General features: G+C 70.4%; 12 protein-coding genes. 9 read left to right on the top strand and 3 right to left on the bottom strand.

What is annotated here, in order from left to right:
• Positions 1-31: 31 nt before the first annotated feature.
• Entirely contained in the window at positions 32-6,094 is a 6,063-nt protein-coding gene (locus tag ACIP1U_RS13550; RefSeq protein ID WP_400315547.1) for an amino acid adenylation domain-containing protein, read from the top strand.
• 21 nt (positions 6,095-6,115) lie between these two features.
• On the opposite strand, the gene fhuF is transcribed toward ACIP1U_RS13550, so the two are convergent.
• Positions 6,116-6,799 carry a siderophore-iron reductase FhuF gene (fhuF, locus tag ACIP1U_RS13545; protein ID WP_400315544.1) on the bottom strand — a complete coding sequence of 228 codons (684 nt, stop codon included), beginning with the start codon at positions 6,797-6,799 and terminating at the stop codon, positions 6,116-6,118.
• A gap of 328 nt (positions 6,800-7,127) precedes the next feature.
• On the opposite strand from fhuF, the gene ACIP1U_RS13540 reads away from it, so the two are divergent.
• From ACIP1U_RS13540 to ACIP1U_RS13505, 8 genes are all read left to right on the top strand, one after another.
• Entirely contained in the window at positions 7,128-10,376 is a 3,249-nt protein-coding gene (locus ACIP1U_RS13540) for an amino acid adenylation domain-containing protein (RefSeq protein WP_400315541.1), read from the top strand.
• Entirely contained in the window at positions 10,373-12,082 is a 1,710-nt protein-coding gene (locus ACIP1U_RS13535; protein WP_400315539.1) for a cyclic peptide export ABC transporter, read from the top strand. The genes ACIP1U_RS13540 and ACIP1U_RS13535 overlap by 4 nt, the downstream gene beginning before the upstream one ends.
• A 32-nt stretch (positions 12,083-12,114) precedes the next feature.
• On the top strand, positions 12,115-13,209 hold the full coding sequence (locus tag ACIP1U_RS13530) for a GNAT family N-acetyltransferase (RefSeq protein ID WP_400315537.1): 1,095 nt from the start codon (positions 12,115-12,117) through the stop codon (positions 13,207-13,209).
• 23 nt (positions 13,210-13,232) lie between these two features.
• Positions 13,233-14,660, top strand: coding sequence for a lysine N(6)-hydroxylase/L-ornithine N(5)-oxygenase family protein (locus tag ACIP1U_RS13525; RefSeq protein ID WP_400315534.1), 1,428 nt, complete (start codon positions 13,233-13,235; stop codon positions 14,658-14,660).
• Positions 14,661-14,837: 177 nt separating this feature from the next.
• On the top strand, positions 14,838-17,036 hold the full coding sequence (locus tag ACIP1U_RS13520; protein WP_400315531.1) for a TonB-dependent siderophore receptor: 2,199 nt from the start codon (positions 14,838-14,840) through the stop codon (positions 17,034-17,036).
• Between the two features lie 78 nt (positions 17,037-17,114).
• Complete coding sequence (locus ACIP1U_RS13515; RefSeq protein ID WP_400315529.1) at positions 17,115-17,438, top strand: iron uptake protein; 324 nt, start codon at positions 17,115-17,117, stop codon at positions 17,436-17,438.
• A complete protein-coding gene (locus ACIP1U_RS13510; protein ID WP_400315526.1) occupies positions 17,435-19,057 on the top strand; it encodes a PepSY-associated TM helix domain-containing protein in 1,623 nt (540 codons plus the stop codon). The genes ACIP1U_RS13515 and ACIP1U_RS13510 overlap by 4 nt, the downstream gene beginning before the upstream one ends.
• Positions 19,041-19,382 carry a DUF3325 domain-containing protein gene (locus ACIP1U_RS13505; RefSeq protein ID WP_400315523.1) on the top strand — a complete coding sequence of 114 codons (342 nt, stop codon included), beginning with the start codon at positions 19,041-19,043 and terminating at the stop codon, positions 19,380-19,382. Before ACIP1U_RS13510 ends, ACIP1U_RS13505 begins: the two co-directional genes overlap by 17 nt.
• A gap of 140 nt (positions 19,383-19,522) precedes the next feature.
• On the opposite strand, the gene ACIP1U_RS13500 is transcribed toward ACIP1U_RS13505, so the two are convergent.
• On the bottom strand, positions 19,523-19,852 hold the full coding sequence (locus ACIP1U_RS13500; RefSeq protein ID WP_400315522.1) for a DUF2917 domain-containing protein: 330 nt from the start codon (positions 19,850-19,852) through the stop codon (positions 19,523-19,525).
• Between the two features lie 14 nt (positions 19,853-19,866).
• Complete coding sequence (locus tag ACIP1U_RS13495; protein WP_400315520.1) at positions 19,867-20,868, bottom strand: alpha/beta fold hydrolase; 1,002 nt, start codon at positions 20,866-20,868, stop codon at positions 19,867-19,869.
• Positions 20,869-20,921: the final 53 nt, after the last annotated feature.

Here is a 20,921-nt window from a genome sequence, read left to right as displayed (position 1 = left end):
CCCCCTGAAATCCATTGACCGATCCCGCCCCATGTCAGACGCATTGAGTACCGCGCACGCGCAAGTTGCCGCGCAAGTTGCCGCGCGCTTCGCCCGGCTGGAGCCGACGCAGCGCGCCGCCTTCCTGGCCGCGCTGCACGGCAAAGGCGTGGCGTTTTCCACGCTGCCCATCGTGCCCGCGCCGCGCGCTGGCGCGTTGCCGCTGTCGTATGCGCAGCAGCGACTCTGGTTCCTGCAGCAGTTGGACCCTGCCAGTACCGCCTACCACATGCCGGGCGTGTACCGGCTCGAGGGCCAAGTCGACACCGCGGCACTGCGCCGCGCGTTCGTGCAGATCGGTGCGCGCCATGAAGTGCTGCGCACCACGTATACGACCGATGCTGCCGGCGTCGCCCGCCAGCACGTGCATGAAGACCTGCCGCCGGCCTTTGCCGTCATGGACCCCGATCCGGACGGCCTTGGCGCAACGGTCGCCCGCATCGTCCATGAACCGTTCGATCTCGGCGCCGGACCGCTGTGGCGCGTGGCGCTGATCCGCGAGAGCGCGCAGTCGCACGTACTCGTCGTGGTGCTGCACCATATCGTCGCGGATGGCGCGTCGATCGTCCGCCTCGTCGCCGACCTGGCCGCAGGCTATGCCGCCACGCAAGCCGGCACGCAAGCCGGCCTGCCGCCATTGCCGGTCCAGTACGCCGACTATGCCGCCTGGCAGCGCAACTGGATGGAAGCCGGCGAGGCCCAGCGCCAGCTCGGCTACTGGCGCGCACGGCTGGGAGACGGCGCCGGCGCCGCGCTTGACTTGCCAGCCGACCGCCCGCGCCGTGCCGCGCGTAGCGGCGAGGGTGCGGAGCATGTGTTCGCCATCCCCGCAGCCGTGGCCGATTCCTTGCGCACGCTCGCCGCCACGCGCCATGCAACGCTGAACATGGCCCTGCTGGCCGCCTACGCGGTGCTGCTGGGCCGCTATACCGGCCAGTCCGACCTGCGCATCGGCGTGCCGGTGGCCAACCGCCAGCGCAGCGAGACCGAGGCCCTGATCGGCTGCTTCGTCAATATGCAGGTGATGCGGGCAGAGGTCGACCCGGAGCAGCCGTTCACTGACCTGCTGGCGCGGCTCGCCACGCAGGCCGCCGCGGACCAGGAACACCAGTCGCTGCCGTTCGACCTGCTGGTCGAGGCGCTGCAGCCGGACCGCAGCCTTGGCCAGCCGGCACTGTTCAACGTCACCTTCGACCATCGCACCAGCGGCGCGGCGGCACTGCCGCAACTGGCGGGGCTGCGCGTCACGCCGCTGGAGCTGCCGGTCACCACTGCGCGCTTCGAACTGAGCCTGGCTACGGCCGAACTGGCCGATGGCAGCCTGTGCGGCCGCATTGCCTACGCCGCCGACCTGTTCGATGCCGCCACCGTGGCACGCATGGCCGGGCACTATGTGCGCCTGCTGCAGGCCTTCGCCGCCGACCCGGCGACTACGCCCGGCACCGCGGTGCTGCTCGCCGACGCCGAGCGTGAGGCCCTGGCTCGCTGGAGCCAGCCTGCCTGCGCGGCAACGCCGTTCGTGGCCGTCCATGCGCAGGTGGCCGCGCACGCGCGCCGCGCGCCCGCTGCGCCGGCAGTGCTGTTTGGCGACGACACCCTGACTTATGGCGAGCTTGAGCGCCAGGCCAACCGGCTGGCGCACCGGCTGATCGCGCAAGGCATCGGCGCCGAGTTTCGCGTGGGCGTGGCGCTGAACCGTTCGCCGCGCATGCTGGTGGCGCTGATGGCCGTGCTCAAGGCCGGCGCCTGCTTCGTGCCGTTCGATCCCGCCTATCCGGCACGGCGCTTGCTCGACATGCAGGAAGATGCTGCGCCGCGGCTGCTGCTGACCGAGCGCGCGCTGCGCGATGCCTTCCCGGTCGTGCCGGGCCTGGCGGTGCTGCTCGCGGACGATGGCGACGATGCATCGTGGCCCGACCATGACCCAGGCGTGACGATCCATGCCGGGCAGCTGGCCTACGTGATCTACACCTCCGGCTCGACTGGCCGGCCCAAGGGCGTGGCCGTGGCACACGGTCCGCTGGCAATGCACGTGGTCACCACGGCCGCGTGCTACGACATCACCGCGGCCAGCCGCGAGCTGCATTTCCTCTCGTTCAGCTTCGACGGCGCGCATGAGCGCTGGATGGTGCCCCTCGCCAGCGGTGCCAGCATCGTGCTGCGCGACGACACGCTGTGGAGCGTCGAGCAGACCTACGCCGCGCTGCGCCGCCATGCGGTCACGCACGCGGGTTTTCCGCCGCGCTACCTGCACCAGCTGGCCGCGTGGGCCGAGTCGCAAGGCAACCCGCCGCCGCTGTGGCTCTATTCCTTCGGCGGCGAGGCGATGCCGCGCGCCGGCGTGGAACGGCTGACGCAGGCGCTGCGGCCGCAGCACATCATCAACGGCTATGGCCCGACCGAAACGGTGGTGACGCCGCTGGTGTGGAAGGCCGCGGCGGACGAAGCCGCCGCGCAGGTGACCGGCGCCTATGCGCCGATCGGCAGGCCGGTGGGCATGCGCAGCGCGCATGTGCTTGACAGCCGCCTCGAGCCGGTACCAGTCGGCGTGCCGGGCGAGCTGTACCTCGGTGGCGAAGGGCTGGCCCGCGGCTATCTCGGCCGCGCCGGCATGACCGCCGACCGCTTCGTCCCGGATCCTTTCGGCGCGCCCGGCGCGCGCTTGTACCGCACCGGCGACCTGGTGCGCTGGCGCCCCGACGGCTGCATCGAGTATCTCGGCCGGCAGGATCACCAGGTCAAGATCCGCGGCTTCCGCATCGAACTCGGCGAAATCGAGGCGCACCTGCTGGCCCAGCCCGACGTGCGCCAGGCGGTGGTGCTGCCGCACGAGACGCCGGCAGGCACGCGCCTGATCGGATACGTGGCCGCGCCGGCGACGGTGCAGGCCGAAGCGCTGCGCAGCGCGCTTGCCGCAGCGTTGCCCGACTACATGGTGCCGGCTGCGGTGCTGCGCCTCGACAGCCTGCCGGTCACGCCCAACGGCAAGCTCGACCGGCGCGCGCTGCCCGAGCCGCAGTGGCAGGCCGAAGCCGCCTATGCAGCGCCGGTGTCGGCGCCGGAGCGGATGCTGGCAGCGGTGTGGGCCGACGTGCTCGGCATCGCGCAGGTGGGCCTGCACGACAACTTCTTCACGCTCGGCGGCGACTCGATCCTGAGCCTGCAGATCGTCGCGCGCGCCCGGCTGCAGGGCTGGCGGCTGACGCCGCGCCAGGTGTTCGAGCACCAGACCGTGGCGGCGCTGGCGCTGGTGGCGCAGCGCGTGGACGTGGCGGAGGAGGGAGCCGCCAATGATGCGGCGGAACACGGCGCGGCGCCGCTGACGCCGGTGCAGCGCGCGTTTCTCGGCCAGCCGCTGACCGCCGCCGCGCGCAACCGCTTCAACCAGTCGGTACTGCTGCAGTCGCAGTCGGCCATCGACACGGCGGCGTTGCGCGCCGCGCTGGCCGACGTGGTTGGCCAGCATGCGGCGCTGCGCTACCGCTTCTGCGATACCGGGGACGGTTGGCACCAGCAGGCCGTTGCCGAAGCCGCCGACGCATTCGCGCTGTCGGCGGCGGAAGCGCCCGACGCCGGGGCGATCACGGCTGCCTGCGACGCCGAGCAGGGGAAGCTGGATATCGAGCACGGCCCGCTGCTGCGCGCACTGCAATTGCGCGTGGGCGACGGTAGCGAGCGCTTGTTCCTGGTCTGCCACCACCTGGTGGTGGACGGCGTGTCGTGGCGCATCGTGCTGGAAGACCTGCAGATCGCGTATGCCGCGCGGCTGGCTGGACAGGCGCCGGCGCTGGCACCGGTGGGCGCCAGCTACGCTGCATGGAGCCGCACGCTGGCCGGCCCGGCCCGCGCGGTGTTTGCCGCCGAAGGCGCCTACTGGCAAGCGGTGGCAGAGGGTGATCTTGCGCTGCCGGCCGATGCATCAGATGCGTCGCAGCCTCGCCCCGATGGCGCCCGCACGGCCAGCTTCGCGCTCGACGCGGCTACCACCGACGCCTTGCTGCGGCGCGGCCACGCCGCTTACCGCACCGGCGTCAACGACCTGCTGCTGGCGGCCTTCGCGCGCGCGCTGTGCGCCTTCACGGGCCGCGACGAGATCCGCATCCACGTCGAAGGCCACGGGCGCGAAGCCGAAGCGGCCGGCACCGCGCTCGATCTCAGTCGCACGGTGGGTTGGTTCACCAGCATCTGGCCGGTGCGCCTGGCCTGCGTCGATGACCTTGGGGACACCATCGCGGGCGTCAAGGAAGCCCTGCGCGCGGTGCCGCGGCAAGGGCTGGGCTACGGCGTGTTCGGGACCGCCGGGACCGCCGAGGCCGCTGTATCGGCGCCGCAGGTGCTGTTCAACTACCTGGGCCAGTTCGACGGCAGCCTGCGCACCGAGGCGGGCGGCTGGCAGGTGGCGGCGGAGGACACCGGCAGCGGCGTGTCCGCCGAGATCCCCTTGCCGGCGCCGCTGGCGTTCGACGGCCGGGTCCAGCATGGCTGCCTGCAGTTCCGCTGCACGTATCGCGGCGGCCAGTTCCGCGAGGCCACCATCGACGCGCTGCTGGCGCGCATTGCCCAGGCCTTGCGCGACGTGGTATCGCATTGCGTGGCGCAACCCGCCACGCGGTTGACGCCGTCGGACGTGCCGGCCAGCGGCTTGTCGCAGTCGCAGCTGGATGCGCTGGCGCTGGCCGCCGACGAGATCGAGGACATCTGGCGGCCGACGCCGATGCAGCGCGGCATGGTGCGCCATGGCGCGCGCCATCCGGCATCGCCGGCGTACATGGTGCAGGTGCAGGCGACCATGGACGGCCTCGACGTCGAGCGCATGGTCGCGGCGTGGCAGGCCGCCATGCGGCGCCATCCGGTGCTGCGCGCGCGCGTTGCCTGGCTGCCGGCGCCGGACGGGGCCGAACCCCTGCTGGTGGTGCCGGCACAGGCGCAAATGCCGGTCATCCACCACGACTGGCGCGACCGCGACGACCGCGGCAAGCGGCCGCAGTCCGCCGCCGACGACGCGCAATGGCAGGCGCTGTGCGAGGCCGAGTTCCGCCGACCTTTCGACCTGTGCCGCGCACCGCTGATGCGGCTGACGCTGGTGCGCATTGCCGACGACGCGTGGCGCTTCCTCTGGACCTGGCACCATCTGCTGCTGGATGGCTGGAGCATGTCGCGGCTGCTGGGTGAAGTGCTGCGCGGCTACGACGGAGAACTGCCCGCTCAGGCGGCTACGCCGCTGCGCCGCTACGTGGCGTGGCAGCAGGCGCAGCCCGGCGCCGACGAACATTGGCAAACGCGGCTGGCGCCGCTGCAACGGCAGCCTGTGCGGATCACCCGCGATATCGCGCCCGCGCAGCGCGGCCAGCGCATGGGCGCCGTCGAGCACGTGGTGCAGGCCGACGCGCTGCGCACGCTGGCCGCCTTTGCCAGCCGCCAGCATGTCACCGTCAACACGCTGGTGCAGGCGGCCTGGCTGCTGGCGCTGCGCCAGGCCGCCGGTGCCCGCACCGTCGGCATGGCGGTGGTGGGTTCGGGGCGTTCGGCGGAGCTGCCCGGCATCGAAGACATCATGGGCCTGCTGGCCAGCACGCTGCCGCTGGTGCAGGATCTGCCCGACACGCTGCGCGTGGCCGACTGGCTGCCCGCGCTGCAGGCCGACAACCTGGCCCTGCGCGAGGCCGAGCACGCGCCGCCGGCGTGGCTGCAGTCCTGGGCGGCTGGCAGCGACGACACGGCGCAGGCGCCGTTCGACACCATGCTGATCTACGAGAACTACCCGGTCGACAGCACGCTGCGCGAAACCGAACGCGGCGCGCTGCGCTTCAGCGACGTCGACAACCGCGGCCAGATGAGCTACCCGGTGACCGCCATCGTCATCCCGCGCGAAACGCTGACGTTGCGCGTGGAATACGACACGGCGGCCCTTGACGGCGCCGCGGCGCAGGACCTCGCACGGCAATGCCTGGCGCTGTTGCTGGCGCTGCCGGCACTGGCCGATGCCACGCTGGCCGAACTGCCGGCACGCATCGCCGGCGGCAGCGAAGGCTGTGCCAGCGCGCTGGCGGCGTAAGAGGAGCGGGAGGCGATGGTTTCAGCGCAGCAGCTGGCGCGGGCAGTCGCCGCACAACGGGAAGCCGTGCAGCCGGTAGCGCAGGCAGCACAGCCGGCGCAGCCACAGTGTGGTGGTGGTGCCGTCGCGGGTCACGCGATGCGCGCGCATCGGCGCATGCAGCGGGTTGTCCTGGCCGTCGGGGCGCGTGCGGGCGTCCATCAGCCACGCGGCATCCTGCGCCAGCGTGGCCTCGGTGGCAGGCAGGCCCGGCTGCAGCAGGGCGGGCGCATGCCGGAACACCTCGGCGACGACAGCACCGGCATTGGCCCACAACAGTCGCGGCGATGCGCCGCTGGCCGCGGCCAGCGACTGCACCAGCGGCGCCAGCAGGTCGTCCAGCAGTGCGCTGTAGCGCTGCTGGGGCGGCGCGTCGTGCAGCGCCTCGCCGCCATGCGGCAACAACAGGGTCACGGCGCGGCCGTGACCATCGCACCGGATCGCAGCGGCGCGCAGCGGCAGCACATGGTGCGCCAGCGCGGCGGCGGCCACCACGCCGGGCAGCAGCGACGCGAAACCATGCCGTGCCCAGACCGAACCAGTCACGCGCGCGTCGTTGCTGTCGTGGTGCGCGGCGCTGGCCGCCAGCGCGCGGGCGAGGGGGCTTGCCGGCGTGGAGCCCAGCGCGGCGATGGCGATGTCCCCGGGCGCGGGTGGGCCGGCCACCACGGCGTCCGCGTATTGGCGCAACGGCCCCGGAAACAATTCAAGCAACAGCGGTAGCGGTAGTAGAGCAGGCAAAAGAGACAACCCTGAACGGCGTTGTAATTGTGCATTCAACGCCATCTTTCATGTTGAAAATGAGAATGATTATCAGGTATATTCGCAATTATATTTGTAGTGACAATCCCGAACCCGGGCGCTTTCCTGACCGCAGGCCGTGGCAACGCCGCGGCGGCGAAGCGCTCGCGGCCAAGCCGAGTCCACGGCGGGCCCGCGTGGGTCGAGGCAGCCAGGCCACCAGCGCCTGCATTGCCGCTCCGGAGAAGACCCGATGACGCAGCCCGATTTGACGATCCGCGCGCGCGCCGCGCACGGCCCGGCACCGCTCTCCTTCGCCCAGCAGCGGCTGTGGTTCCTGCAACGCTACGCGCCTGACAGCACGGCTTACAACCTGGTGCGCGCGTGGCGCCTGCAGGGCCCGCTGTCGGCGCCGGCGCTGGAGCGGGCGTTGGCGCTGGTGACCTCGCGCCACGCCGTGCTGCGTACCCGTTTCTCGGCCGGCGACGGCGAGCCCTGTCAGGTGGTCGGCGAAGCGGCGAATATGGCGCCAGCCGTGCAGTGGCTCGACCTGCCCGCAGGCGAGGTCGATGCGCTGCTGCGCCGTGAAGCCGCGCGCGTGTTTGACCTGCACGACGCCGCGCCTTTCCATGTCACCGTGGCCCGGTTGGACGACGGCGCCCACGTGCTGGTGCTGGCCATGCACCACATCGTTTCCGACGGCTGGTCCAACCCGATCCTGGCGCGCGACCTGGCGCAGGCCTATGCGGCGGCCATCGACGGCACCGGGCCGGGCTGGGCGCCGCTGCCGGTGCAGTACGCGGACTATGCCGCCTGGCAGCGCGAACGGCTGGCGGGTCCCTCGCTCGATGCCGCGCTCGCGCGCTGCGCGCAGCGGCTGGGCACCGCCATTCCCGCGCTGGAACTGCCGCTCGACGCACCGCGTCCGGCGCGCCCGGCGGGCAAGGGCGGGCGCATCCGCTGGACGCTGTCCGACGGCGTGGCCGCCGCGCTGCGCGACTACTGCAGCGGCGTTTCCGGCGACGTTTCCGGCGGCGGCCGCACCACGCCGTTCGCCGTGCTGCTGGCGGCTTGGCAAGCGCTGCTGGCGCGCTACAGCGGTCAGTCCGATTTCGCGGTCGGCGTGCCCAACGCCGCGCGCACCCATGAAGAACTCGACGACCTGGTCGGCTGCTTTATCAACACCCAGGTCTATCGCGCACGGCTGGCGCCCGGCCTGACGGGGCGCGCGCTGTGCCAGCAGGTGCGCGACGACGCGCGCGCCGCGCTCGACCATGCCGACCTGCCGTTCGAACTGCTGGTGGACAAGCTCGCACCGGCACGCGATCCCAGCCGCACGCCGGTATTCCAGGCGATGTTCAACCTGCAGATGGGCGATGCCGCGTCGTTTGCGCTGCCCGGCCTGCAGGCGAGCGCACTGCCGGTGCCCGACGACAGCGCCAAGTTCGACGTCACGCTCGACCTGCAGGCCAGCGCGAAGCGCGTGTCGGCCACGCTCGAATACGATGCCGCGCTGTTCGCCGAAGCGACGGCGCAACGCATGGCCCGGCACTACGAGCAACTGCTCGGCGCGATGCTGGCGTCTCCCGACGTGCCGCTCGACGCGCTGCCGCTGATGGACGCAAGCGAGCGGGACAAGACGCTGGCCAGTGCCAACGACACCGGCCTGGCGCTCGACGCCGCCGACGACGTGGTCGCCCGCATCGCGCGCGCCGCCGCGGCCACGCCGGACGCCATTGCCATCACCGATGGCAGCGCCAGCCTGACCTATGCGGCGCTGGAAGCCAGCGCCAACCGCGTCGCGCACTGGCTGGCCGGGCGGCAGGTGGACACCGACACCCTGGTCGGCGTCTGCCTGCCGCGCACGCCGGAATTGGTAGCGGTGCTGCTCGGCATCCTCAAGGCGGGCGCCGCCTACCTGCCGATCGACGCGCATCACCCGCCCGCGCGCAACGCCCACATCCTGCGCCACGCCAGCCCGCGCCTGATCCTCGCGGCGGCGGGCACGCGTGCCGCGCTGGGCGACAGCGCCGGCGTGGTGCTCGTCGACGGCGACATTCCGCCGTGGCATGCGGCGCCTGCGACCGCCCCCGCGCTGGACTGCCATCCGGCGCAGCTCGCCTACACGCTCTACACCTCCGGCTCGACCGGCACGCCCAAGGGCGCGCAGATCGCGCGCGCGGCCTTTGCCAACTTCCTGCGCGCAATGACGCCGGTGGTGCCGATGGACGGCAACGACCGCCTGCTGGCGGTGACCACGCTGGGCTTCGATATCGCGGGGCTCGAGCTGTTCCTGCCGCTGGCCAGTGGCGCCTGCGTGGTGATCGCCACGCGTGACGACGCGCGCGATCCGGCGCGGCTGGCGGCGCTGATGTCCGCCCATGGCATCACCGTGATGCAGGCCACGCCGGCCACCTGGCAGATGCTGGTTACGCAGGCCACGCCGGCATGGCAGGGCCTGCGCGCACTGTGCGGCGGCGAGGCGCTGGGGCGCGAGCTGGCCGTGGCGCTGCTGGCGCGCGGCGCCGAGGTCTGCAACGTCTACGGCCCGACCGAGACCACGGTCTGGTCCGCCGCGCATGCGCTGGCGGGCGAGGGCGAAGGCATGCCTCCGTGGGCCGTGGCGCCAGTCGGGCTTCCGATCGCCAACAACCAGCTTTATGTGCTGGACGCGCGCATGGAGCCGGTGCCCGCGGGCGTGGCCGGCGAACTCTATATCGGTGGTGCCGGCCTGGCGCGCGGCTATGCCGCCGACCCGTCGCGCACCGCCGCGGCCTTCGTGCCCAACCCCTTTCCCCAAGGCTCGCCCGGCGCCATGGCGGGCGACCGGCTCTACCGCACCGGCGATCTGGCGCGCAAACGTGCCGACGGCATCGTCGAGTTCCTTGGCCGGCGCGACCACCAGATCAAGGTGCGCGGCTTCCGTGTCGAGCCGGGCGAAGTCGACGCGGTGCTGGCGTCCTGTCCGGGCGTGCAGCACGCCGTGTGCGTGGCCCGCCCCGGCCCCGACGGCATGGCCCGGCTGTGCGCCTACTACGTGGCCGGCGCCGAGGCGGCAGACGACGCCATCCTGGCACGCCTGCGCGAGCAGCTGCCCGGCTACATGGTGCCGTCCAGCCTGACGCGCCTTGACGCGCTGCCGCTCAACGCCAATGGCAAGGTCGACCGCCAGGCGCTGCCGGAGCCCGCGGCAGCGCGCGCCGCGGCCGCGCTGTCGACGTCAGCGACGCCGACCGAGCACGCCTTGGCCGCGCTCTGGTGCGTGGTGCTGGGCGTCACCGAGGCGGGCGCCGACGACGACTTCTTCCTGCTGGGCGGCCATTCGCTGCTGCTGGTGCGGCTGCAGACCCGCATCCGCGAGCAGATGGCGAGCGAACTGGCGCTGCCGGCGCTGTTCGCCGCGCCGGTGCTGCGCGACATGGCCGCGGCGATCGACCAGGCCGGACGGCGCGATGCCGACGCCGACCTGGCCTTCATGAACGACCTGCTGGAGACCCTGTGAACCTGTTCCTGTCATTGCGCCGCCGCTTTGGCGGCCTGCTGTTGCTGGCGCTGGCCGCGGGTACCTGCAGCGCGCTCGCCGGCATCGCGCTGATTGCCGAGATCAACCGCATGATTGCCGCGCCGGCGGCGCTGGAAGCCGGCCGCGTCGGCATCCTGCTCGGCCTGCTGGCCGTCTTGTTCGGCTGCGGCTTCGGCTCGCAGGCGCTGCTGACCGCGCTGGGCCACCGCGTGGTGTACGACATGCGCATGCGCATGCTCAAGCGCGTGCTCGATACCGACGTCGAGCGCCTGGAAGCGATTGGCGGCCCCACCGTCTATGCCACGCTGACCAAGGACATCGCCTCGATCGGCATGGCCTTCAACCGCGTGCCGTTCGTGTTCTACAACGGCGTGCTGGTCGTTGGCGGCCTGCTGTACCTGGGCTGGCTGTCGTGGCAGCTGTTCGTGCTCGGCGCGGTGGTGCTGGGCGGCGGCGTGCTGCTGGCGCAGCGCTGGGTGCTGCGCATGCGCGGGCTGATGAAGGCCGTGCGCGACACCGACGACCGCCTCTACGCGGGCTACCAGGGCGCCATCGACGGCCGCTACGAACTCGCGCTGAATGCCTGGCGCAAGCAGAGCTTCTACCAGCGCGACTTCGAGCCCGCCGCCGAGTTTGCGCGCGCGCATGAAGTGCGCGCCGACCGCTACTGGGTGCTGAGCCTGTCGTTTACCGCGGCGCTGATCCTTGGGCTGGCCTGCGCGATCTTCATTGCCGGCGATGCGCTGGGCATTGCCCGCGAGCGCATCACCGCCTTCGTGCTGGTGCTGATGTTCCTGCGCATGCCGCTGAACGACCTGGTCGGCACGCTGCCGATCCTGATGACCGGCAACGTCGCGCTGCGCAAGATCGATACGCTGCGGCTGGCGCCGTACACCGAGGACTTTGCGCTGCATGCCAGCCACAACGCCGCCGCCACGGCACCGGCGCCTGGCACGCCGCTGCTGGCGCTGCAGGATGTGCGCTACGACTACCCGGGGCAGGGCGACGAGCGCGGCTTCCGGCTCGGGCCGGTGTCGCTGACGCTGGCCGCCGGCGAGACCGTGTTCATCGTCGGCGGCAACGGCAGCGGCAAATCGACGCTGATGAAGCTGCTGGCAGGCCTGTACCAGCCCACGGACGGCAGCGTCTCGCTGGCCGGCACCACGGTAGGGGCGGCGCAACTGCCCTGGTATCGCAGCCATTTCGCCACGGTGTTCTCCAACGCGCACCTGTTCGCGCGGCTGGTGGGGCCGGACGGCAAATTCGACGCCGCGGTGGCCAATGCCTTCCTCAAGCGGCTGCACATGGACCACAAGGTCGCGATCCGCGACGACCTGCTGTCGACCACGCAGCTGTCGCAGGGCCAGCGCAAGCGGCTGGCGCTGCTGGCAGCCTATGTCGAGGCGCGGCCGGTGCTGCTGCTGGACGAATGGGCCGCCGACCAGGATCCGGTATTCCGCGCCTACTTCTATGAATCGCTGCTGCCGGAGCTCAAGCGCAGCGGCAAGACCATCGTCGCGGTCAGCCACGACGACCGCTATTTCCACGTGGCTGACCGGGTGATCCGCTGCGACAGCGGCGTCATCCGCACCGACAGCGCCGACAGCGCCGACAGCGCCGACAGCGCCAACGCCGGCGCCGATGCCGGCGACCACGAACACAACGAACAACAGGCCGCCGCATGACGCGCGCCAACATTCAGAGGGAGTCAGCTCAAATGCAAAGCACCGCGTCTTCGATGACCCACGCCGTCGCCGGCCAGCCCTGGTCGTCTGCTAACACCACCACCCTGCAAAGCCGCTGGGAAGGTGCCGCGCTGCAGCTCAGCCTGGACAGCGCGCCGCTGCAGGCGTGGCAGTTCACGCCGGGCGCCCAGCCCCGCCTCGCTCTTGCCGGCACCACGCTGGACCACTCGCTGGCACGCGCCGCCACGTTCGCCGCCTGCGAAGCGGCGCTGGCGCGCGCGCCAGCCGCCGAAGCGATCGCGCTGGACGTGCCCGAGACCCTCGCCGCCGCCATGGTGCGCGAAGGCAGCGCCGTACGCGATGCCAACGGCCAGTTGATATCGCGCGTCGAGCAGTTGTGGCAGTTGCCGGCACTGTGGCACACCGGCGCCTCGGGTCGCGATTTCCCGCTGCAGTACGCCATGAGCGCGGGCAAGCGCCATCCGCTGCGCGCGCCCAAGCCGACCGGCCAGGTCTATGCGCGCCATATTCCCTGGCTCGACCAGGTGTTCTCGATGCGCGTCGCCGACCTCGATGCCGACCTGCAGTGCTTCCACGGCTGGATGAACGATCCGCGCGTGGCGGTCTTCTGGCAGGAGGAGGGCGACCTGGCCAAGCACCGCGGCTACCTGCAGGCGCAGCTGGATGACCCGCACACCATCCCGCTGATCGGCTGCCTGGACGGCAAGCCCTTCGCCTACTTCGAGGTGTACTGGGCCAGGGAAAACCGCATCGGCCCGTACTACGACGCCGATGACTTCGACCGCGGCTGGCACGTGCTGATCGGCGACGGCGAGATCCGCGGCAAGGCGTATATCAGTGCCTGGCTGCCGTCGCTGATGCACTACATCTTCCTCGACGATCCGCGCACGCAGCGCATTGTCGGCGAGCCGCGCATCGACCACGTGCAGCAGATTCGCAACCTCGACCGCTCCGGCTTTGCCAAGGTCAAGGCCTTCGACTTTCCGCACAAGCGCGCCATGCTGGTGATGCTGCTGCGCGAACGCTTCTTCGGCGAGCGCCTGTGGGTGCCGCAGGAAGACGCGCCGGCGCAAGCCCGCTCGGAACCCGTCGCGCTTGCCGCCTGACCCCGCCGCGAAAGGAGACCCCAATGCTCTACTCAGCTTCGACCTTCGCCGCGAACGGTGCCCGCCCAGGTGCCGGCGCACCGCCCGTGCTCGACCTGCTCGGCATCGGCTTCGGTCCGTCCAACCTTGCGCTGGCCGTGGCGCTGCGCGAGATGCTGCCGCAGCAGTCGTCGTTCCGCTTTGGCTTTATCGAGAAGAAGCCTGGCTTCGTCTGGCACGGCAACATGCTGCTCGACAACAGCCGCATGCAGATCTCGTTCCTGAAGGACCTGGTCACGATGCGCAATCCGGCCAGCCGCTATACCTTCATCAACTACCTGCACGAGCGCGAACGGCTGCTGGATTTCATCAATACCCGCACCTTCTACCCGAGCCGCTACGAGTTCAACGACTACCTGTCGTGGGTGGCATCAGACTTTGCCGACGCCTGCCACTACGGCGAGGAAGTGGTTTCGGTCGAGCCCGAGACCGCCGGCGGCAATGGCGGCAACGGCGCGCTGGCATGCCTGCGCGTGACCTCGCGCGCGGCCGATGGCGCGCTGACGGTGCGCCGCGCGCGCAACGTGGTGGTCAGCGTGGGCGGCGCGCCCAGCATTCCCGACACCTTCGTGCCGCTGCGCGGGCATGCGCGCGTGTTCCATTCGTCGAACTACCTGGCGTCGCTGGAGCGGCTTGGGCGGGCGGGGCCGGTGCGCCGGGTCGCGGTGATCGGCTCGGGGCAGAGCGCCGCCGAGATTTTCCTCGACCTGCACGGCCGCGAAGGCAATATCGAGGTCGACCTGGTCAGCCGGGCGCCGGCGCTGAAGCCGGCCGACGACAGTCCGTTCGTCAACGAGATTTTCAACCCGCGCTATATCGACTACCTGTTCTCTCGCGCGCCCAACGAGCGCGAGCAGCTGCTGAGCGAATTCGGCAACACCAACTACGCGGTAGTCGATACCGACCTGATCGAAGCCATCTATGAAGTGCTGTACCAGCAGAAGGTCACCGGCAAGGTGCGCCACCGCCTGCTGGCGGGCTACGAAGCGCGCCATGCCGAGGCCGATGCCGACGGCGTTCGGCTCGACATCGCGCGCCGCGACGACGGCGCGCACCAGCTGCAGCGCTATGACGCGGTGATCCTCGCCACCGGCTACCGGCGCGAGCTGCACCAGTCGCTGCTGGCGCCGCTGGCGTCTTACCTGGACGACGCCAAGGGCTTCCAGGCCGACCGCGACTACCGGTTGCAGATGGCGCCGGGCTGCCAGGCGGGGGTGTTCCTGCAAGGCTGCTGCGAAGCCACGCACGGGCTGTCGGACACGCTGCTGTCGGTGCTGGCTGTGCGAGCGCAGGAGATTGCGGCGGCGGTGCTGGGCAACGGCGAAAGCCAGGGCCTGGACCACGTGCGCACCGCCGCGCCCGAGCCCGCGCGTAGCCGTCCGCCTCAGATGGCGCACGCCGGCACGCACTGACCACAAAAAAACAATGAAAGGACCGGCTGGCGGCTGCAGGGTCGCCAGCCGGTCCTAATGGCCATTTTTCCAACAACAGAGCAGGGGAGTAAGAAGGGCATGAAACACAGCAACAGACGCGCGAACACGCGCGCGCGGGCAGCACGGAACGGGGCAGCAACGTCGTGCCGCACCGCCATGCGTTGGATCCCGGCCGCGGTCGGCCTGGTCTTCAGCGCATCGGCCTTTGGACAGGAAGCCGCCACGGGGGCGACACCCGCCACCGCCGCCGCCGCCGCCGCGGGAAGCGCCGCTCGCCCGGCAGAGCCCGCACTGCCCGCGGTGACGGTCAACGGCGCCCGCGAAAACCCGATCAATCCGCCGACCACTGCCGGCAGCAAGGTGCCGCTGACCGCGCGCGAAGTCCCGCAATCGGTGACCGTGATCAACAGCGAGCGCATCAAGGAACAGAACCTGGTGACGCTGGAAGACGCGCTGGCGCAAGCCACCGGCGTGTTCGTGGAAAAGCGCGACCAGGAACGTACCATCTACTATTCGCGTGGCCTGGAGATCGACACCTTCCTGCTGGACGGCGTGCCGACCAAGTATGACTGGCGCAACACGGTGCAGCCCGACCTGTCGATGATCGACCGGGTCGAAGTGCTGAAGGGCCCGTCCGGGCTGCTGTCCGGCGCCGGCAAGACCGGTGGCGCGATCAACCTGGTGCGCAAGAAGCCCACGCGCGAGACGCAGGTGCAGGGCGCGCTGTCGGTGGGGTCGTGGAACAACTACCGCGCTGAGATCGACGCGGGCGGCGCGCTGAACGCCGACGGCACGCTGCGCGCGCGCCTGACCGGCGCATTCCAGGACAAGGACTCGTTCATCGACAAGGCCAATATGCGCACCGGCGCCCTCTATGGCGTGGTCGAGTACGACATCACGCCCAGCACCATGGTGACGGTGGGCGCGAGCTACCAGGACTCGGAAGGCCGCCAGCCGTGGACGCTGCCGGCCTACTTCAACCCGCTCACGCGCCAGGCGAGCCTGCTCGACGTGCCGCGCTCGACCTACCTCGGTGCCGACTGGAACAGCGACCACTTCTATACCACCTCGGCCTTTGCCGAGCTGGAGCACAAGTTCGACAGCGGCTGGCAGGTCAAGGGTGCGCTGCGCTACCTGAACAACCAGATGCACCGCGAGCAGGCGTACGCGTACGCGCCGGTTATCCCGGGCGTGAACACCACCACGCTGTTCGCGGCCAAGCAGACCTACACGCAGGAGCAGACCAGCTTCGATGTCTATGCCAACGGTCCGTTCTCGCTGTTCGGGCGCCGGCACAAGGCGCTGATCGGCTTCAATTTCTCCGATTCGGAGCGGCGCGACCCGCGCTACTCGTCGACGCCGTTCTCGCAGGTCGTGAACATCTTCAATCCGCGCAGCGACTTCGCCAAGCCGGTCTTTACGCCCAACGGCTCGGGCACCAAGACCAGCACCCGGCAGTATGGCGTCTACGGCGACGCACGCTTCTCGCTGCTGGACCCGGTGACGCTGGTGCTGGGCGGGCGCCTGAGCTGGTGGGACATCAATGCGCGCCAGTACACGTCGACCGCCAGTGTGACCAAGCAAGACAACATCAACGCCAAGTTCACCCCGTTCGCCGGGCTGATCTACGACTTCACGGAGCACTGGTCGGCCTACGCGAGCTATGCCGAGATCTTCCAGCCGCAGGAGGAGTATTTCACTGCCAGCGGCAACCTGGTCGATCCGATCAAGGGCAAGCAGTATGAAGTGGGCGTGAAGGGCGAGTTCTTCGAAGGCGCGCTGAACACCTCGCTGGCGCTGTTCCAGGTGCGCGAAACCGGCCGCGCCACGGTCGACTACGTCAACACCACCAATCCGAGCAACCCGTTCTACGTGTCGCAGGGCGAGACCAAGAGCCAGGGCTTCGAGCTGGAGGCCAGCGGCCGCATCACGCCGAACTGGACCGTCTACGCCGGCTACACCTTCAACATCACGACCGACCTGCAGGACCGCACCGGCCAGCTCAACACGGCGTTCTCTGCGATCGCGCCCAAGCATTTGTTCAAGCTGTGGACGCAGTACCGCCTGCCCGGCGACTTCAAGCGCTGGCGTATCGGCGGCGGCATGACCGCGGTCAGCCATGTGCAGAACACCGCATTGTTCCCGGCACCGATCGGCGCAGTCACGCTGCGCCGCGGCGGCTATGCGACCTTCGATGCGGCGATCGGCTATGACTTCAACAAGCATGTCTCGGCCGATTTGAACCTGACCAACCTGTTCGATCGCAGCTACTATGCGCGGATCAACAACCCGCGCGAAGGCAACATCTGGGGCCAGCCGCGTGCGGCGATGTTTACCGTACGCATGAAGATGTAAGCGCGATACCCGGCGCGGCGGCGCGGCGGTGCGGCAACATCGCACTGCCGCGCCGGCCGCGCGTTGCAGGATATTCCAATGAACAATAGTCCCTCATCTTTGCCGTCGCGCGGCGCCATGGGTCCGGCGCTGGCGATGACCGCCCGCGCGCTGGCCGCGCTGGCCGGCAGCTATGCTTTCACCTGGGGCGTCACTGCCGGCGGTGCCGTGCTCGGCTGGCGCCTGGGATTGCCGCGCAGCGAAGCGGTGCTCTGGTTTTCGATGCTGGCCTTCCTGCTGTTCCCGATGACGTCGCTGTGGGCGCTGGTGACACGGCGGCTGTGGCGCGTCTGGCTGGTGCTGTTGGCTGGCGCGGCCATCGGCGCCGGCGTGGCGCAATGGCTCGGGGAGCGGCTGGCGTGAGCAAGACCGTGCGCAAGAACAACAGCCGCGCCGCGGCGAACAAGACTGCCGCCCACGAAGGCGGGCTGCGCCAGGCCATGACCTGGGCGCATACCTGGATCGGCGTGCTGCTGGGCGGCGTGCTGATGGTGGCCTTTTTTATGGGGTCGGTCGCGGTGTTCGACCGCGAGATCGACCGGTGGATGATGCCGGCCACGCGCATCGAGGCCGCGCCGCCGGGCATCGATATCGACACCGTGGTGCCGCGCGCCGTGGAGGCGCTGGCTGCCGGCAAGCCGCTGCGCGAATGGGCCGTGACGCTGCCCGAGGCGCGCACACCGGTGATGATCGCGCGCGTGCGCTACGCCGCGGCCGGCGGGCAGATCCGGCTGGCCGACCCGCGCACCGGCGCGCTGCTGCCGGATGTCGGCACGCTTGGCGCATCGTCCTTCTTCTACCCGCTGCACTACAACCTGCACCTGCGCGTGTGGAACATCGGCTACTGGCTGGTGGGGCTGGCGGCGATGGCAATGCTGGCGGCGATCGTGTCCGGCGTGATCGTGCATGTGCGCATCTTCCGCGATTTCTTCACCTTCCGGCCGCGCAAGCAATTGCAGCGCAGCCTGCTCGACCTGCATAACCTGACCGGCGTGCTGGCGCTGCCGTTCCATGCGGTGATTTCGTTCTCCGGCATCTGCATCGTCTACATGATCCTGATCCCGGCCGGCATCAACGCGCTCTACCAGCAGCCCAACACCTTCTACGAGCAGGCCATTTCGGGTTATTCGCGGCCGGCTGCGGGCGTGGCCGCGCCGATGGCGCCGCTCGGGCCGATGGTCGAGGCCGCGCGCGCGCGTTGGGGCGGGGCGGCGCCTGCCGCGATCCGCGTCTGGAACCCGGGCGATGCCAACGCAGTAGTCAAGATCAGCCGCTCGGTGGGCGACCGCGTCAGCCTGGCGGACGACGCCGCCTACTTCGACGGCGCCACCGGGGGGCTGCTGCACCACGCGCCGCTGCCGCCCGCGGCGACCACGCAGCGCTTCCTGACCGGCATGCACTTCATCGCCTTTGACCACTGGCCGCTGCGCTGGCTGTATTTCCTTGGCGGGTTGGCCGGTTGCGTGCTGATCGGCACGGGGCAGTTGTACTGGCTCGACAAGCGCCATGCGCGCCATGGCGAGCGCGGCGTGCGCCTGGCCGCCGCGGTCACCGCGGCCATGACCACCGGGCTGGTGATCGCGACGCTGGCGATGATGGTGGCCAACCGTCTGCTGCCGATGACGCTGCCGTCGCGCGAGTTTATCGAGGCCGGGCTGTTCTTCCTGGTCTGGCTGGCCACGGCCATCCACGCGCGCGTGGCGATGCGGCCAGGAAGCCGCACGCTGGTGCCGTGGCGGCAGCAATGCCTGGCGATCGCCGCGCTGGCGCTGGCAGCGCCGCTGTGCAACGGCCTCACCACTGGCGACTGGCTGCCGCTGGCACTGGCGCGCGGGCAGTTTGCGGTGGCGGGTGTCGATATCGCGCTGCTGCTGACCGGCGCGCTGGCCCTGACGACGGCGCGCCGGTTGCGGCGCGTGGCGGCGGCCCGGGCGGCGACTGCATCGAACCTGGAGGAGGCAGACCATGCCGAACGCGCTTGACCATTTGTTGCTGATCGCCCTGGCGCTCTGTGCCTATGGCGCCTTTGTGTTGTTTGCCTGCGCCACCGAGCGGCACTGGAACGAGCTGTCGGGGCAGGGTGGCGCTTTGCCGGACGGATCGCGCCGGCGCCTGCGTGGCGCGGCATGGGCGCTGGTGGCCCTGGGTGCCGTGGCCGCGCTGCCGGGCAACGGCACCGGCTTTGGCGTGCTGTTGTGGGCGCTGGCGATGATGGCCGGCGCGATGGCGGTCGCCTTCACGCTGACATGGCGGCGCGGCTGGCTGCAGCCGATCGCGCGCGGGATGCTGGTAGCGCTGCGGATCTGAGCCAGGAGTCGGATACGGGCGGCGCGCCGCTCGTCATGAATAATGCAATTAACCGCCCAGAATCAATAGCGTCCATCAGCGCGCGGGCGCGGCACCTGCCTGCAAACGAGCGGTGTCACTGATGAAGGGCGGCGTGGGGCTCAGCGGTGTGTACCCGCATAACCGGCACCTTGCGCCGACAGGATGCGAGCCAGCCAGTGCCGCCAGCCGCGCGCCCCCACCGCTCCTGTCCTGCAGCGCGTGACACGCACGCTGGCCCGGGTGATGGCATAGAGCTCCACGGTGCCAGCCTCCGGCATCGTGAACGATTCGCTGGCGGCGAGGGAAGTGTCTTTCGGATCGCCGTCACGGATCAGCCATAACTCGCCTTCGGTACAACGCACCGCGACGTGCTCGCCCGGATCGGCCACCAGCCGCAGGGAACTGCGTGCGGGCAGGGTGGCGGTCATATCGTTGCTTACCAGGAACATGATGTCCTCCGGGTTCAGTTCACGGCGAGGGCGGCCACCGAAGCTGTCACGGTGCCCACGGCCTTGGGCCGGACAAAGGCCGCGATCCGGTCGATCACGGCGGAATCCTGCAGGATGCGGCGATGGCCCAGTCCGTCGGTGGTGACCAGTTCAGCGCCAGGCCACGCACCAGCGATGGCGGCCCCGTCTTCCCAGCGCACCTCCTTGTCGCCGCGGTCATGGATCACCAGCGTGGGTGGCACCGGACGCGAGCGTCCGATCTCCGGTACGTTGAACGCCGACCAAGGCATGCCGAGCCAGCGCTCGCTCTGCCGCTGCATGCGTGCCAGCACTGCCGGTGCAATGCCGAGCTGCCAGGCCAGCGCCGCGCACGCGGCGTGCATATCGGCCGGCGAGCCGACCAGTACTGCGGCGCGTGCCGGCAGGCCCTCGCGCAGGGCCAGCGCGGTGGCCGCGCCACCGAGCGAATGCGCCACCACGGCGTGGACCGGGCCGGCGTGCCAGGCGGCGGCCAGCAGCGAGCGCGACATTTCCAGCACCGAGGTCTGTGCCGCGCCGCGCGTGCCTGCATCGGACGCGCCATGCGACAGCGCATCGAAGGCCACCACGCGCATGCCAGCTGCCACCAGGCTACCGGCCACCGCATGCCATTGCCCGGCATGGCCGCCCCAGCCGTGAGCGAGCAATACCGCCGGGCCGGAATCGCCCCAGCGGTAGACGCGCACCCGGCGGCTGGGCCCGTAGCCGGTCACCAGGGCCCAGTCGCTGCGGGCGCTGTCCAGGAAGCGGCGCGCCGCCGACGTGGCAGCGCCGCGCGGCGGCGTGAACCAGAGGCGTTCTAGCGCCCGCGCGGTGGCGGATGGCGATACCAGGCTGCCCGCCTGCCAGCGCAGCCGCTGCCAGAGGGGCAGGGTGGGCAGGGTGGGCCGTGCGGCGGGTCGGTTACCCGATGGCCTGGCGACGGGCGGCTGACCGGCGGAATTCGCCGGGGAAGGGGAAGAGACTGCTTGTGTCACGACCTGCACCTCCAATCGGTTGCTGGATTGGCGCGGCAGCATCGGGGCCGGCT

The sequence above is a fragment of the Cupriavidus sp. NPDC089707 genome (assembly GCF_044748965.1).
Lineage (GTDB): Bacteria > Pseudomonadota > Gammaproteobacteria > Burkholderiales > Burkholderiaceae > Cupriavidus.
This window is presented reverse-complemented; position numbering and strand designations above follow the sequence as displayed.

Coding starts and splice junctions, on each gene's coding strand:
- ACIP1U_RS13525 (WP_400315534.1), top strand. CDS start 13,233: ATGCTCTACTCAGCTTCGACCTTCGCCGCGAACGGTGCCCGCCCAGGT.
- ACIP1U_RS13550 (WP_400315547.1), top strand. CDS start 32: ATGTCAGACGCATTGAGTACCGCGCACGCGCAAGTTGCCGCGCAAGTT.
- ACIP1U_RS13520 (WP_400315531.1), top strand. CDS start 14,838: ATGCGTTGGATCCCGGCCGCGGTCGGCCTGGTCTTCAGCGCATCGGCC.
- ACIP1U_RS13540 (WP_400315541.1), top strand. CDS start 7,128: ATGACGCAGCCCGATTTGACGATCCGCGCGCGCGCCGCGCACGGCCCG.
- ACIP1U_RS13515 (WP_400315529.1), top strand. CDS start 17,115: ATGAACAATAGTCCCTCATCTTTGCCGTCGCGCGGCGCCATGGGTCCG.
- ACIP1U_RS13505 (WP_400315523.1), top strand. CDS start 19,041: ATGCCGAACGCGCTTGACCATTTGTTGCTGATCGCCCTGGCGCTCTGT.
- ACIP1U_RS13500 (WP_400315522.1), bottom strand. CDS start 19,852: ATGTTCCTGGTAAGCAACGATATGACCGCCACCCTGCCCGCACGCAGT.
- ACIP1U_RS13530 (WP_400315537.1), top strand. CDS start 12,115: ATGCAAAGCACCGCGTCTTCGATGACCCACGCCGTCGCCGGCCAGCCC.